The following is a 15,589-nucleotide window of genomic DNA, read 5'->3' on the forward strand; positions in this document are numbered from 1 at the left end:
ACGAGACATCGGTTTCTCCTCCATTAGGATTCCACCCCGTTCCAAAGCCATCGTCCGTGCTTTTTGGGCCGATGGGCTATTACGTTTGAAACTGAGTGCTAACGAAAGGAGCGTTTTCGAAATTCCCAACACCCGGCAAATCTCAGCGCGGGCAGCCATATTGGCCAACTCAATCTTTTTTCTCATGATGCGTGTTGATTAGTTTATTTACGATAGATAATCTCAGTTCCTTATCGTCGATCTTAGCGACATCAGCCAGCAGGTCAACCAAGCGTTCTTGGGTCAGCCGGTTATGTTTCCGCTTCTCCGGTTCCGGCCAAATGGATAGCTGCTGCGCCTTATCCGCCTGTTCGCTCACGAAGATCACCAAGTCTTCCGCCCAGTCGCGGAACAGTTTTGCACGCTCCGACTTGATGAAGAAGCCGAGGCGGATGATGCCACGCTTGGTCCAAAAGGTTGCAATCGACTTATTTCCAAATGCATTTGTTTTTCCAACGCTGGTGATAAAGTGTTTACCTTCGATTAGTTCATTCCTGTGTTCATGTTTGTGACCTCTTAAAGTGTTGACGTTTATTCCATACCCTTTTGCCACTTCTGCTGTGGACATAAGAAACTCATGTTCCTTGTTTGGCTCAACCGTCACTACTAGGTTCTCAGCCACCGTGAATTGTTTTCCTGTATTCATATTGTGTAATATTTGAAAATTGTCTACTTTTATGGCCGTGTAAACCTGTTACACGGTGCAATATTAGTAGTAAATCTTCTAATATCAAAATATTTACGAGTAAATTTTCTAATAAAATTATGGGGATTGTTCAGAGATTGCGGCAATTTATTGAAACAAAAGGGATTAGTAAATATAAATTTTACCAATCAACGAAGTTGTCTAATGGTTCTTTAGACAAGGGGGATAACTTAGGTTCTGATAAATGCGAGAAAATTCTCTATGCTTTTCCTGAGCTTAATCCCGATTGGCTTCTTACCGGTCGAGGTTCTATGCTAAAATCCGAATCTACATCGCCCACGGGCGAGTACGTTTCAGATTCACTTCCACAGCCGATGGAAGAATCTTTATTATATACAATGTACAAAGAAGAAAAGGCTGAAAACAAGGATTTGATAGAGCAAATCGGTGCCCTGAAACAGCAAATAAAGACATTGGAGGAAAAGATAGCGGAGTTACAACTATCCCCTCTTCCAAATGTTGCCTCCGTTGGATCAACCCAGATCCGCAAAAGCGATGCTGTGGACTTGGGGGATGTCCAGTTTGTGGGACAGTAATAATATATGGCAATAATTAAAATTCAAAACATTAAATATCAACAATTAAACTATTTTTATTATGGAATTGATAACATCAATCATTATTATTGTTTTTGCAGTATTGCAAATTATATTATTTTTTAAGGTTTGGGGAATGACAAATGATGTAAAGGATTTGAAAAACAAACTGGAATCAAAAAAAGGGAATGCGAGCAATTGGAGTAAAGATTTTGCTCTCAAAATGACTATCAACCAAAAGGAACAAGCTAAGGAAATTCTTTATAAAGAAATTCTATCCTCAAAAGCGTTTGCAGAATTAATACGTTCTAACACTGCTGCCGAGGCATATAAGCTTAATATGATCGAAAAGATAAATAATGAGTATGATATTTATTTGAGAGCTATCGGGGAGTCTTCTTTTACTATTGATTGTGATAATAGGATTTACAACGTATTTAGGTAAAAAGATATCTCAAAAGCAATCATTTTAGTATATTTAGACAACATCTACTAGGCTAACTATTTAATAGTCAATAAAAAGTATCAATATGGATACACGGTAAACACAAAATAAGGGGTAACGAAAACGGCATTTAACATGCTTTTTTGCAATAATTAACCACTTATGTAGTATCGAAAGAGTTCAAAAAACAAAGCCAGATGTCCCCCTAAGTGTCCCCCTAAGTGTCCCCCTAAGTTGAAATAACGCCATTTTAAGTCACAAAAAGGGCGATGTCTCAATCTGTTAATGATCGGGACACCGCCTAAAATGATTTAAGCCTTTAAAGTATGACTTAAGTACAAGTAAAACAGTTATTTACTACATCTTATCAAATGCGATTGTATAATCATGGCTCGTTTGGTCATTTTACAGCATCCATCGGTCATACCGGCATGCAATAAACTACTTTTGGTAATTCCTATTTCCTCTTCACTGAGCACGTCAAATATCGCCGAAATCGAGCCAAAATAATAATTCTTTTTCTCAAATATCAAATGTACATGTATTACTTTCGTCATAATCATTTTGAATAATTAGAGCTACAAATATACCAAATAGTAAGTATATGGAATAATTTTATTAATATCTATTTTGTGTCACCAACAAAAAAGAGACCGTATAAAGCCTCTTTTATCACACACTGGACTCATGAATATGCTATCCACAAATCAGCCCTTCAATAGGCAGAATCAGCCCAATTCATGTGATCATACATTCTTAATTAACATCGAATTCAAATACCATTTCAAAACCTCCCAAATTCACTCACATATTTAACATAAACATCAACTCAATTAAACCTACTTGTACTTTTCGTATTGAATCATGCTGTTTATTGATTTATCATAACTGTCTGACATCCTTTTATCTACGTGCTATTTTATATTTACTGAACTTTTACTTTTCGTATTGCCCCTTATACTTATTATGTTATTGAAAATAAGTAATGTGAAAAAAATTATCAGACAGGTGGTTAGTGATAGTATGATAGATGGAATAGGCATCCATCATACCTACTATCATTGCTTGTGTCTATTGATATTCAATTGATAAAAGGAAATTAGTGATAGGTATGACAGTTGTTTTTCAAAATATATAAAAGAACAAAGCTGGCCGATGAAGACCATATTTTGCAGTATCCTTACAAGACAAAGTTACTATTTCTGGGCCAACGGGGATTTGAGAAAACCATACAATAAACCAGCCAGTTTATCACAAATAACATCTATTCTGCAACTTTTCATAAAGCAGACATCTATATGTCATGATAATTTGTTAGTTTTGCAGCTCAACATAAAAAAGGAAGCAACAACAATGGATGTCGCCATTATCAAATACAATGCCGGAAATATTTATTCTGTGAGTTACGCACTGAAAAGACTGGGAGTCGAAGCTACAATCACAGCAGACTCGGAACTGTTATGTAAAGCAGACAAAGTAATCTTTCCAGGTGTCGGTGAAGCACATACCACAATGGAGCACTTGAAAGAGCATAACTTAGATACAATTATAAAAGGATTGAAGCAGCCTGTTTTAGGAATTTGCCTCGGCATGCAGTTGATGTGCCGCCATTCGGAAGAAGGAGATGCGAATTGTTTAGGCATTTTCGATACAGAAGTAAAACGTTTCATCCCGCAGCAACACATGGATAAAGTTCCGCACATGGGATGGAACACGATTACGAACGTTAAAGGCGGGCTGTTCAACAAACAATTAGAGAACAAGTTTGTTTATTTCGTACATAGTTATTATGTACCCGTAAACGAATACACCGCCGCGACAACCGAATATATCCTTCCGTTCAGTGCTTCCCTGCATAAAGACAATTTCTATGCGACCCAGTTCCACCCAGAAAAAAGCGGTTCGGTCGGCGAGGTTATATTAAGTAACTTTTTAAAACTATAATGTAATATGATAGAGTTGATTCCGGCAATAGATATGATCGACGGGAAATGCGTACGCCTCACCCAGGGTGATTACAACACCAAGAAAGTGTACAACGAAGATCCTCTGGAAGTAGCCAAGATGTTTGAAGATCATGGCATCAGACGTCTGCATGTGGTAGACCTAGACGGAGCGCGACAAGGGCGGATCATCAACTATCGTATGTTGGAACGGTTGGCGACACGTACTTCGCTGATAATTGATTTTGGAGGCGGACTGAAACAGGAAGGAGACCTGGAAATTGCTTTCGAAAGTGGTGCGCAGATGGTTACGGGCGGAAGCATCGCTGTGAAGAATCCGGAAATATTCACTTCCTGGATCACCAAGTTCGGTCCGGAAAAAATCATCCTCGGAGCAGACGTCAAAGATAAAAAAATCGCGATAAGCGGATGGGAAGAGACGACAGACAAAGAACTGATCCCTTTCATCCATGATTATTACGACAATGGTATCACGAAGACAATCTGTACGGACATCAATCGCGACGGTATGCTGCAAGGACCTGCCATCGAATTATATAAAGAGATACAGGAACAAATACCTCTGCTTTATCTGATAGCCAGTGGAGGTATCAGTTCTATACAAGATATTGAGAAACTGGCTGAAGCGGGTATTCCGGCTGTCATCTTCGGTAAAGCGATTTACGAGGGAAAGATACAGCTGAAAGACTTGATCCGTTTCACCTGATAAAAATAATGATTATATATGCTTGCCAAGAGAATAGTACCCTGTTTGGACATAAAAGATGGAAAAACCGTTAAGGGAATCAATTTCGTAAACTTCCGCGATGCCGGCGACCCGGTCGAACTGGGTGCACAATACAGCCGGGAGGGAGCAGACGAATTGGTATATCTGGATATAACTGCTTCGCACGAAGGGCGTAAGACATTTACGGAACTGGTAAAGAAGGTTGCGGCCAATATCAGCATCCCTTTCACAGTTGGCGGCGGCATCAACGAGCTGAAAGATGTGGACCGCCTGTTGAGTGCCGGAGCCGATAAGGTTTCCATCAACTCGGCAGCCCTGCGCAATCCGAAACTGATCGAAGAGATTGCTAAGAACTTCGGCAGCCAGGTATGTGTGGTCGCCATCGACGCCAATTTCGAAATGGGCGACTGGATATGCTACTTGAACGGCGGACGTATTCCGACGGAAAAACATCTCTTCCAGTGGGCGGCAGAAGCTGAAAGCCTGGGAGCCGGAGAAATCCTGTTTACCAGCATGACACACGACGGCGTGAAAGACGGTTACGCCAATGAGGCGTTAGCTATGCTGGCCGACAACCTGCACATTCCAGTCATCGCATCGGGAGGAGCCGGAAAAATGGAACACTTCCGCGACACATTCGCCCAAGGGAAGGCGGATGCGGCGTTAGCGGCAAGCGTATTCCATTTCGGGGAAATCGGCATTGGAGCTTTGAAACAGTATCTCCACGAAGAAGGGATCAACGTCCGCCTCTGATGGCCACGGCAGAGAGTAACCGTTCCCTATAGAAGGAAACTCTCGTTCCAGGCAAGTGAAACTGTAGTTCCATGCCTATAAAACCAGAAACGAATGCCGAAGAACAAAAAGTTGCATACGGATGAATTAAGAACAATATAATAGTCAGATAAAAAATGAAATTAGATTTTGAAAAAATGGGCGGCCTGATTCCCGCCATCGTTCAGGACTACAACACAAACAAGGTATTGATGTTGGGCTTTATGAACGAAGAAGCTTACGAAGAAACAAAAGCTACCGGTAAAGTGACATTTTTCAGCCGTACGAAAAACCGTATCTGGATGAAAGGTGAAACCAGCGGAAACACTCTGCAGGTAGTCACCATTGCTGCCGATTGCGACAACGACACACTGTTGATCAAGGCTATTCCCGCCGGTCCCGTATGCCACACTGGCGCTGATACTTGTTTCGGCGAAAAGAATGTGGAAGACATCATGTTCCTTAAATATTTGCAGAACTTCATCGAACAGCGCCGCCAGGAAATGCCGGAAGGTTCCTACACCACTACCCTGTTTCAGAAAGGCATCAACCGTATGGCACAGAAGGTAGGCGAAGAAGCCGTCGAAACAGTTATCGAAGCCACTAACGGGACAGACGACCGTCTCGTTTACGAAGCAGCCGACATGCTCTACCACCTGATCGTATTATTGACAAGCAAAGGACTTCGCATCGAAGACCTCGCACGCGAATTAAAAAGCAGACATAAAGGATAATAACAATGGAAGAGACAACCCTGCTCAAACTGGATAAAGTAGATATCTGCCGTGAAGAGAATGTGATCCTTCACAGGGCATCCTTTACACTCCACAATGGAGAATTCGTGTATGTGATCGGAAAAGTCGGTTCTGGCAAGAGCAGCCTGTTGAAATCCTTGTATTGCGAAATTCCCATCAATCAAGGGGACGCATGGTTGTTGGACTATAATCTCTGCAAGATGAGACGGAAAGACATTCCTTACCTGCGCAGGAAATTAGGGATCGTCTTTCAAGATTTCCAGCTTCTTACCGATCGTTCGGTACACAAAAATCTCGAATTCGTCCTAAAAGCGACCGGATGGAAAAAGAAAAGCGAGATAAACGAGCGCATCAACAACGTGCTTTTTCAAGTCGGGATGCAAGATAAAGGGTATAAGATGCCGCACGAGCTTTCGGGTGGCGAGCAACAGCGTATCGTGATCGCCCGCGCATTACTGAACGATCCGGTTTTGATCCTTGCAGACGAACCTACCGGAAACCTGGACCCGGAGACAAGCGGACAAATCGTACAGCTGCTACACGACATTTGCCGCAAGGGAACGGCTGTCATCATGACGACTCACAACTACACACTGGTACATAACTATCCCGCGCGTATAGTAAAATGTGAGAATGCCTGCCTAAGTGATGTTGGAGAATAATTTTTTATGTAACTTTGCACACGCATTTAAAGTGAAGAAGAACAAATTAATATAGTAAAAGAAAATGAAAGTTTTAAAGTTTGGCGGTACTTCTGTGGGATCTGCACAGAGAATGAAAGATGTAGCAAAACTGATTACGGGAGAACGTAACATTGTAGTCTTGTCTGCCATGTCCGGTACGACCAACTCATTGGTTGAAATCTCGGATTACTTGTACAAGAAAAACCCTGACGGAGCAAACGAGGTCATCAATAAACTGGCTCAGAAATATTATGGCCATATCGAAGAACTCTACAGCACTGACGAATATAAGCAGAAAGCCAAAGAACTGATAAAACATCATTTCGACCATATCCGCACGTTTACAAAGGATCTTTTCACGTTGTTCGAAGAAAAAGTTGTCCTGGCCCAAGGCGAACTGATCTCTACCGGTATGATGAACCTCTATCTGAACGAATGCGGCATAAACTCCGTTCTGATTCCGGCACTGGATTATATGCGTACAGACAAGAACGCGGAACCGGATCCTGTGTACATTAAAGAAAAGCTTATCAAGCTATTAGACGGACACAAGGATGCAGACCTCTTCATAACACAAGGCTATATTTGCCGAAATGCTTACGGCGAGATCGACAACTTGCAACGTGGTGGCAGCGACTACAGCGCCTCTCTGATCGGCGCGGCTATCGGTGCAGAAGAAATCCAGATATGGACAGACATAGACGGCATGCACAACAACGATCCGCGTATTGTTGAAAAGACATCGCCAGTCCGCCATCTGCATTTTGAAGAAGCAGCCGAACTAGCTTATTTCGGTGCCAAGATCCTGCATCCGACCTGCATCCTGCCGGCCAAGCTGAACAATATTCCTGTTCGTTTGTTAAACACGATGCAGCCGGAAGCTCCGGGCACCATGATCTCCAACATGACGGAAAAAGGGAAAATCAAAGCTGTCGCCGCAAAAGACAATATCACTTCCATCAAGATCAAGAGTGGCCGTATGTTGTTGGCTACTGGATTCCTACGAAAAGTATTCGAAATATTCGAAAACTACCAGACTCCTATCGACATGGTAACGACTTCCGAAGTAGGTGTTTCCGTTACGATCGACAACCGCAAGCATCTGGAAGAGATCGTGGACGACCTGAAAAAGTATGGAACGGTCACGGTAGACGAAGATATGGTTATCGTTTGTGTGGTAGGTGACTTGGAATGGGATAATGTTGGTTTCGAAGCTCGGATTGTCCAAGCGATGAAGGACGTCCCGGTACGAATGATCTCGTACGGAGGCAGCAACTACAACGTCTCGCTCCTCATTAAAGCCTCCGACAAAACAAGGGCATTGCAAGCATTAAGCGATCATTTATTCAACAATAAAGCATAAACAAAAAGGATGGCGTATCGAATCAATCAATACGCCATCCTTTTTCATAAGAAAATAAAAAAAGAAAGGGCCGTCTTCACAGATGACCCTTTCCAACCAAAACCTTAACTATGAAAAAATTTACGTGCTACAAATATAGATATACTTTTTTAATTACCAAAAGAAATTCGAAAAAAATGATATTAAAAGGTACATTTCCTACAGAAAAGTTCAAATCACTGGCAACTCCGTTCTATTTTTACGATATAACGTTGTTGAAAGAAACACTTAATACGGTAAAAACGGAAGCCGGAAAGTATGGCTATCATGTCCACTATGCAGTCAAGGCAAACGCCAATCCCCGCATCTTGTCTATTATTGCAGAATATGGCTTGGGAGCCGACTGTGTGAGTGGCGGTGAAATACAGGCGGCACTCGATGCAGGTTTCCCTGCCAGAAAAATCGTTTATGCCGGTGTCGGCAAAGCAGACTGGGAGATCAATTTAGGACTGGACAACGATATTTTCTGCTTCAACGTAGAATCGGCTGCCGAACTGGAAATCTTGGAAGAATTGGCTGCCGCCAAAAACAAAGTGGCCTCGATCGCCCTTCGTATCAACCCGGAAGTAGACGCTCATACACATGCCAAGATCACGACTGGTATGAAGGAAAACAAATTCGGTATCAATTTGAGCCAGCTCGGACAGGTGTTAGATTTAGTCTGCCGTCTGGAACATATCAAATTGATCGGCATCCATTGCCATATCGGCTCACAAATTACAGATATGGCTGCTTTCCGTGGCCTGGTAATCCGTGTCAATGAAATTCAGGAAGAGCTGGAGGCGCGTGGAATAAAAGTTGAGAATCTGAACTTCGGTGGCGGTCTCGGTATCGATTATTATCACCCGAATCATTTGCCTATCCCGGCATTCGACAACTATTTTGCCGTGTTCAACAAACTATTGCAACTTCGTCCGGGACAGCAGGTTCATTTCGAGCCGGGACGTTCCATCGTCGCACAATGCGGTTCGCTGATTTCTAAAGTACTATATGTAAAAGTCGGCGAGACAAAGAAATTCTGTATTTTAGATGCCGGCTTCACCGAACTGATCCGCCCGGCCATGTACGATGCATACCACCGCATGGAGAATATCACCAGCGACGAAGAAGTTGAAGTTTATGACGTTGTCGGTCCGATCTGTGAATCGTCCGACGTGTTCGGTAAAGATGTCGAACTGAACCGCGCCCACCGTGGCGACCTGATCGCCCTCCGCTCTGCAGGTGCTTACGGCGAGGTAATGGCCTCACAATATAACTGTCGGAAATTACCGACAGCTCATTACTCGGATACGATGTAAACCCTATTTCAACATTATAGAATGGTCCATGCAAAAATCTTTTCCATACAAGCTTTTGCATGGACCATTATTTTATCAAACCGTCTTTTGAAGTGGTATCCGTGGTCCGGGTGATGTATTTGTTATAAATATCCAAAAATCCTCCGTACATTTGTATCAGCAAAGACAATTTAATATCGATGAGCGAAAATTTACTTACATTCTCCGACCTGGAATTACTCCTAATCGGGATTACTGGCGTGTTGTTTATCATACAAATACTCTATTATCTGATCACATATTCACGCCCTTTACGTGCTGCAACAGCCAAAAGCACGGAACGTGTCACGGCAGACAAGGATGCCCAACCTGTCTCCGTCATTGTCTATGCCCACGGCGAACCGGAAGATTTACGCAATAATCTACCGGTATTGCTGAACCAGGATTATCCGGATTATGAGATTATTGTTGTCAACGACGGTTCCGATGCCAATAGCGAAGACGTTCTGAAACTTTTTTCAAATGAATACAAAAACCTCTATTACACATATGTGCCTGTAGACACTCAATACCTGAGCCATAAAAAACTTGCACTCACTATGGGAATCAAGGCTGCCCGGCATGACATCCTCCTTTTCACCGAAGCGGACTGCCGCCCGATCGGTCCGAAATGGATCAAAGCAATGGCCGGTTCCTACAATCCCGAAACGGACATTATTTTAGGTTTCTGTGCGTATCGGCATACAAAAGGGTTCCTGCACAAGCTCATTGCCTATGATAACCTGACAAATGGGTTGCAAATGATATCTTCAGCCCTCTCCCACCATCCTTTCACGGGAAACGGCCGGAACCTATCCTATCGTAAGAAACTGTTCTTTGCCCACAAAGGTTACGCCAGATCCCTCAACCTTCACGCCGGAGCAGACGATCTGTTCATCAATGAAGTTTCGAATCCCGCCAATACACAGGTACAACTCTCGTCCGATTCCATCATTAAGATGAACAAAGTAGGAGATTCCGAAACCTGGAGAGAGATAAAAACCTCCCATGCCGCCACCAAACGTTTTTACAAAGGAGGTTCCTTAACTTTTTACCGAATGGAAACCATCGGTTATCTGTTCTTCTGGATTGCGGGAATCGCCACTTTCATCGTCGGGCTTTCAGGAAACTGGCTGCTCTCGATATTGGCCGGATTACTCTTATTCCTCCGCTTCACAGTCAAAGCACTCGTTTATAAAAAATCCGCCTTACTCCTGCAACAAAAGCCATTAACCGCCTGGCTTCCTTTGTTGGAAATCGCTCAACCGGTCTATGACATATATATCCACATTTACAGGATGTTCAACGGGAAAAAAGATTTTACAAATAATGTGGCATGAAATAATATGCCAATGTGCTAATTGGCATATTATTATTCAAATCGAATACTTTTTGCCGGATGGATTTTGGTTATCAGGTAGGAAGGCCCAAGCATCATTAACATAGCAGCGGCCAATGTACCGATGTTCAGCAAAACAATGGAAAAGACGGTCAGGTCGATAGGAACCGCATCCAAATAATAAACGGACGGATCAAGCTTTACGACACGGAAATAAGATTGAACAAGACAAAGTACGATCCCGATTACATTGCCCCATATCATCCCTTTGCCAATCAAGAAAAAGGATATATAGAGGAATATCTTGCGGATACTGGTGTTATTTTCACCCAAGGCCTTCAAAATACCGATCATGTTCGTCCGCTCCAAGATAATAATCAACAGTCCCGAAATCATGGTGAAGCCAGCAACAGCAAGGATCAGTATCAGAATCACCACCACATTAATATCCTGCACCTCCAGCCAGTCGAATATCATCGGATTCAGTTCTTTGATGGAGCGGGTATAGTATGTGTTACCATTCCGGTCTTGCTTCTCAGCAATATCAAAATACAAATCTTCAGCAACCCTGTCCAGGTGGTCATAATCATCCACTTGCAATTCCAAACCGCTCACCTCGTCAGGCGCCCAACCATTCAGGCGGCGTATCTGGCGGATATCAGCTATCACAAACAACTTGTCATAATCAACAAAACCCGTCTCATAAATACCCGTTATACGGAATTTACGAGCACGCACTTCGTCCTGCACAAAATAAGTCAAAAAGGAATCTCCAACTTTCAGCCCCAACAGATTAGCCAGATAACGGGAGAGCAACACATCCGTAGACACCTTATCGGTAGGAAGGATAAACAGCTCACCCTCTTTCAGATTATTACGAAAGAAAGTCCAGTCATAGTCCCGGCCTACACCTTTCAGCACGATCCCCTGGAAATCACTGTCGGTTTTCAAGATTCCCGGCTTCGTGGCAAAACCTTCCACATGCGTAATGCCGGGAAAGGTTTTCAGATGCTCCAGGAGCGTATCGCTCACTGCAATTGGAGTCGATTCGTAAGAAGCATTATTATCAAAGTTCGTGATTTGGATATGTGAGCCGAAACCGATCACTTTATTCCGAATTTCCTTCTTAAAACCAATGACTATAGCCACCGAAAGGATCATAACAGCCAGTCCTAAGGCTATTCCAATCATAGCAATACGAACAACAGGAGGAGTAGCCTGCCGGTCCCCCTCTTTGCTGAAATAGATGCGTTTTGCTATAAAATATTCTAGGCTCAAAGCTATTGAGAATTGAGGATTTTGGATTGACTAGTTTTAATTGTCAATTGTTCATTGTAATTCATTTATACTGTTTTTCCCGGATATGCCTCCAGCGCCTTCTGAAGCACCACGAGTGCCTTCGCCAGATCTTCTTTTTTCAGAACATAAGCCATACGGACTTCATTCTTCCCCAACCCCGGAGTCGTATAGAAACCAGAAGCCGGAGCCATCATGACCGTTTGCCCTTCATATTCGAAGTCACTCAAGCACCAAGCACAGAACTTATCAGCATCATCCACCGGCAACTTTGCCACCGTATAGAAAGCTCCCATCGGAATCGGGGAATATACCCCCGGAATACGATTTAAGCCGTCGATCAAACATTTACGCCGTTCGACATATTCATCATACGTCTCACGGGCATATTCTTCGGAAGCATCCAGAGAAGCCTCAGCAGCAATCTGGCCGATCAGAGGCGGACTCAGACGAGCCTGGCAAAACTTCATAACGGCATTGCGGACCTCTGCATTCTTCGTGATCAACGCACCAATACGGATACCACACTCCGAATAGCGCTTGGAAACTGAATCGATCAGTACAACATTTTGCTCAATCCCTTCCAAATGACAAGCCGAGATATAAGGCGAACCAGTATAAATGAACTCACGGTACACCTCATCCGAGAAAAGATAAAGATCATATTTCTTTACAATATCTCGTATCTGGTTCATTTCACGGCGGGAATATAAATACCCGGTCGGATTATTAGGGTTACAGATCAGGATCGCTTTAGTACGCTCATTGATCAGCTCTTCGAACTTCTCCACTTTTGGTAGGGAAAAACCTTCCTCGATCGTTGTCGTCACCGTACGGATCACCGCCCCCGCCGAAATGGCAAAAGCCATATAGTTGGCATATGCAGGCTCTGGCACGATAATCTCATCACCAGGATTCAGACAACTCAGGAAAGCGAACAATACGGCTTCCGAACCACCTGTTGTAATGATAATATCATCCGCCACGAGATTTATATCATACTTCTTATAATATCCTACTAATTTTTCACGATAACTACGATATCCCTGACTAGGGCTGTATTCCAACACCGATCGATCGATCGTCCGGATCGCATCCAATGCCGCTTGCGGGGTAGGCAGGTCAGGCTGACCGATATTCAAGTGATAGACATGAACACCTCTCTGTTTGGCAGCATCAGCCAACGGGGCAAGTTTACGAATTGGGGAAGCCGGCATATCGACTCCTCGTTGTGAAATATTAGGCATTACTATTACGGTTTGTTTTTAGAATGAGACAAAGGTATACATTTTAGTTGAAAGTTGAAAGTTGAGAGTTGAAAGTTGAGAGCGAAAATAACTTTCAACTTTCAACTCTCAACTTTCAACTCTTTACATTCCCGGACGCGGCGAATCCTTACTTGCATGCATAGTCGAGATAAAGGCATTCGGATCGATTTCCTTCACTTCATCTTTCAAACGGGGCAGGTCTTTACGCTCGGCAATGGTAAAGATGATCTCTTTTTCCTTTCCTTCATACATACCGCGACCATGCAAGAAAGTACCTCGCATCCCCATCTTTCCTACAATCAGTTCTTTTACCTCCTGCGTTTTCTGCGATACGATAAACACCGCCCGGTTTGGATTCTCGGTCTGGAACATTTCCACCACCTTTCCGAATACGAAGATAGCAAACCAAGAGTACAGAGGCACCGCCCAATCTTGGAATACAAGTAACCCCAACATCACCACGGTCGAATCTATGACAATAATCATATTGCTTACCTTCAAATTTGAATTTAGGGCGATCACACGGGCCAACACATCCGTACCGGCGCTCGTACTTTGCGCACGGAACACACAAGTCACTCCAAGTCCCAAAATTGCACCACCGTAAAAGCAAGCAATAAAACTGTCATTCTCAACCAATGGCTGATTAGCAAACAGATATGAAAAACTATCTGTAAAAATGGATATCAAGACAAAAGTCACAATTGTTTTCGGCCCTGACGCCAAACCGAGTTTTTTCATGGCCAAAAGCAACAAAGGCACATTAAAACAAAGAGCAGTCGCACCCATCGGCAATCCTTCGGGCATAAAAGAGAAAAGCCCCTGCGTCACGTGGTGCAAAACAATCGATATACCATACACCCCTCCCGGTACGATTTTATAAGGTGCAAGAAATAAGCTGTAACTAAGTGCCTGCAAAAAAGCACCGATAACGATCAAAGTGTAGTCTGCTACATTTTTTTTCAGCGTGGCATTAGAAACCAGATTAAACGGTTGTTCCATGTTTGCGTTGTTGTTCGATTTTTTGTATTGTTCATTATTTGTTAAAACAGCGCAAAGATATATAAAAAAGGAGAGATTGTACACATAAAGCATACAATCTCTCCTGCTATCAAAAATAACCTAGCCCAGATTGAATTATCAGAAATTCAAAGTGCGGTTATTATTATTTGTCACATTCAACAGAACCACATATTTGCGATACTGTTCAGGTGTAAGAACCTTCTTCATCAACTTCAAATTTCCATAAACAGCCTGACGCATCTTTTTGTCACGCATTTTTTCACTTGCCCGGAGACTTTCCCCTTGCATATCCAGAAAATACTCATTGATATTTGCTACTTCATTGGCCTGATAAGAGGACAACTGCAAATAGTTGCTCAATTTTTCAAAGTTAATAGCAAACGGTTCTTTACTCACATTGTTACGGTTCTCGCGTGCAAAACCCATTGTTGCACATAATAAAACGGCTGCAACAGCCATACCTAAACGTCTCATAATACCTAAACATTAAATTGTTAAACCTAAACACAGGGGCCATTTGCCCCTTTTCTTTTTACCTTTTATCTTTTCGTTACTGCAAATATAACAATGTGTTTTATAATATTGTTCTTGAACATATTCAAATATTGTTAACGATTAGCAAATTGGATACTATTTAACAATTAAGAAATCTTTTTGAAGCTCAAATGAAACATTTACTACAAATAAGACACCATACTCCCTATCAAACAACCGAATCGATAGTGCACAGATATTAACATCAGAAATTTCGTCATGACTACTTACAAATCGGACGACCTTTGATTTACAAAGCCAGTCTGGGTTGGGATTCCAATTCAAGCAAGAACTTTTTAGCCGGAAGCCCGCCGCCGTAACCTGTCAACGAACGGTCACTACCGATCACCCGATGGCAAGGAGCGAATATCGATATGGAGTTTGCACCATTGGCATTGGCAACCGCACGGACTGCTTTGGACATACCGATACGCTGGGCCATTTCACCATAAGAAACTGTCTTTCCAAAAGGTATTTCCAGCAATTCGTTCCATACTGTTTTTTGAAAGTCCGTACCAACAAAGAGAAGCGGCACATCAAACTCTTTACGCTTTCCGGCAAAAAACTCGTCGAGTTGCCTTGCTGCTTTCTCAATTACTTCCGATGTACCTACCTCAAATTCGGAACACAGCATCCGTTTCAATCTCCGGTCTACATGATCACGATGTTTTTCTACCTGCCAGTCACATAAACAAAGTTTGTCACCAAACGAACCGAGTAGCAACAGGCCGCAGGGCGATTCGTAACGCTGTACTTTGATAATATTTTTCTCTTTCTTCATAATA

General features: G+C 42.8%; 17 protein-coding genes and 1 pseudogene. 10 read left to right on the forward strand and 8 right to left on the reverse strand.

Going from position 1 to position 15,589, the window contains the following annotated elements; translation table 11 throughout:
• Both BHV83_RS14850 and BHV83_RS14855 read right to left on the reverse strand, forming a co-directional pair.
• A pseudogene (locus BHV83_RS14850) lies at nt 1-186 on the reverse strand (hypothetical protein); the annotation flags it as partial.
• Nucleotides 170-685, reverse strand: a complete 516-nt coding sequence (locus BHV83_RS14855) for a hypothetical protein (protein WP_286757666.1) — start codon at nt 683-685, stop codon at nt 170-172. The gene BHV83_RS14855 and the pseudogene BHV83_RS14850, both read right to left, overlap by 17 nt.
• A 119-nt stretch (nt 686-804) precedes the next feature.
• Here BHV83_RS14855 and BHV83_RS14860 point away from each other — a divergent pair, with 119 nt between their 5' ends.
• Together BHV83_RS14860 and BHV83_RS14865 are read left to right on the forward strand one after the other, a co-directional pair.
• Entirely contained in the window at nt 805-1,281 is a 477-nt protein-coding gene (locus tag BHV83_RS14860; RefSeq protein ID WP_286757667.1) for a hypothetical protein, read from the forward strand.
• Between the two features lie 61 nt (nt 1,282-1,342).
• Nucleotides 1,343-1,726, forward strand: a complete 384-nt coding sequence (locus BHV83_RS14865) for a hypothetical protein (RefSeq protein WP_286757668.1) — start codon at nt 1,343-1,345, stop codon at nt 1,724-1,726.
• 350 nt (nt 1,727-2,076) lie between these two features.
• Here the strand turns inward: BHV83_RS14865 and BHV83_RS14870 are convergent, their stop codons facing one another.
• Complete coding sequence (locus BHV83_RS14870) at nt 2,077-2,283, reverse strand: hypothetical protein (RefSeq protein ID WP_286757669.1); 207 nt, start codon at nt 2,281-2,283, stop codon at nt 2,077-2,079.
• 796 nt (nt 2,284-3,079) lie between these two features.
• Between BHV83_RS14870 and hisH the strand changes: the two genes are divergently transcribed.
• From hisH to BHV83_RS14910, 8 genes are all read left to right on the forward strand, one after another.
• A complete protein-coding gene (hisH, locus tag BHV83_RS14875) occupies nt 3,080-3,670 on the forward strand; it encodes an imidazole glycerol phosphate synthase subunit HisH (protein WP_122205862.1) in 591 nt (196 codons plus the stop codon).
• A 6-nt stretch (nt 3,671-3,676) separates the two neighbouring features.
• A complete protein-coding gene (hisA, locus tag BHV83_RS14880) occupies nt 3,677-4,396 on the forward strand; it encodes a 1-(5-phosphoribosyl)-5-[(5-phosphoribosylamino)methylideneamino]imidazole-4-carboxamide isomerase (protein WP_005640799.1) in 720 nt (239 codons plus the stop codon).
• A gap of 18 nt (nt 4,397-4,414) precedes the next feature.
• The gene (gene hisF / locus BHV83_RS14885; protein ID WP_005640798.1) at nt 4,415-5,170 is read left to right on the forward strand and encodes an imidazole glycerol phosphate synthase subunit HisF; all 756 of its coding nucleotides are present in this window, start codon (nt 4,415-4,417) and stop codon (nt 5,168-5,170) included.
• Nucleotides 5,171-5,325: 155 nt separating this feature from the next.
• Nucleotides 5,326-5,922 carry a bifunctional phosphoribosyl-AMP cyclohydrolase/phosphoribosyl-ATP diphosphatase HisIE gene (gene hisIE / locus BHV83_RS14890; protein ID WP_046452381.1) on the forward strand — a complete coding sequence of 199 codons (597 nt, stop codon included), beginning with the start codon at nt 5,326-5,328 and terminating at the stop codon, nt 5,920-5,922.
• A gap of 5 nt (nt 5,923-5,927) precedes the next feature.
• Nucleotides 5,928-6,605, forward strand: a complete 678-nt coding sequence (locus BHV83_RS14895; RefSeq protein ID WP_005640796.1) for a cell division ATP-binding protein FtsE — start codon at nt 5,928-5,930, stop codon at nt 6,603-6,605.
• Nucleotides 6,606-6,669: 64 nt separating this feature from the next.
• Nucleotides 6,670-7,989 carry an aspartate kinase gene (locus BHV83_RS14900; protein ID WP_005640795.1) on the forward strand — a complete coding sequence of 440 codons (1,320 nt, stop codon included), beginning with the start codon at nt 6,670-6,672 and terminating at the stop codon, nt 7,987-7,989.
• Between the two features lie 176 nt (nt 7,990-8,165).
• On the forward strand, nt 8,166-9,326 hold the full coding sequence (lysA, locus tag BHV83_RS14905) for a diaminopimelate decarboxylase (protein ID WP_005650907.1): 1,161 nt from the start codon (nt 8,166-8,168) through the stop codon (nt 9,324-9,326).
• Between the two features lie 179 nt (nt 9,327-9,505).
• Complete coding sequence (locus BHV83_RS14910; protein WP_005640792.1) at nt 9,506-10,684, forward strand: glycosyltransferase; 1,179 nt, start codon at nt 9,506-9,508, stop codon at nt 10,682-10,684.
• Between the two features lie 32 nt (nt 10,685-10,716).
• Here BHV83_RS14910 and BHV83_RS14915 read toward each other — a convergent pair whose 3' ends face one another.
• From BHV83_RS14915 to BHV83_RS14935, 5 genes are all read right to left on the reverse strand, one after another.
• Nucleotides 10,717-11,961, reverse strand: coding sequence for an ABC transporter permease (locus BHV83_RS14915; protein ID WP_005640790.1), 1,245 nt, complete (start codon nt 11,959-11,961; stop codon nt 10,717-10,719).
• 65 nt (nt 11,962-12,026) lie between these two features.
• Complete coding sequence (locus tag BHV83_RS14920; protein WP_005646142.1) at nt 12,027-13,226, reverse strand: pyridoxal phosphate-dependent aminotransferase; 1,200 nt, start codon at nt 13,224-13,226, stop codon at nt 12,027-12,029.
• 123 nt (nt 13,227-13,349) lie between these two features.
• The gene (locus BHV83_RS14925) at nt 13,350-14,249 is read right to left on the reverse strand and encodes a YitT family protein (RefSeq protein WP_022322411.1); all 900 of its coding nucleotides are present in this window, start codon (nt 14,247-14,249) and stop codon (nt 13,350-13,352) included.
• A gap of 138 nt (nt 14,250-14,387) precedes the next feature.
• On the reverse strand, nt 14,388-14,744 hold the full coding sequence (locus BHV83_RS14930; RefSeq protein WP_005640785.1) for a hypothetical protein: 357 nt from the start codon (nt 14,742-14,744) through the stop codon (nt 14,388-14,390).
• 310 nt (nt 14,745-15,054) lie between these two features.
• On the reverse strand, nt 15,055-15,585 hold the full coding sequence (locus BHV83_RS14935; RefSeq protein ID WP_005640781.1) for a methylated-DNA--[protein]-cysteine S-methyltransferase: 531 nt from the start codon (nt 15,583-15,585) through the stop codon (nt 15,055-15,057).
• Between the last annotated feature and the right edge of the window lie 4 nt (nt 15,586-15,589).

The organism is Parabacteroides sp. merdae-related_45_40 (assembly GCF_001915675.1).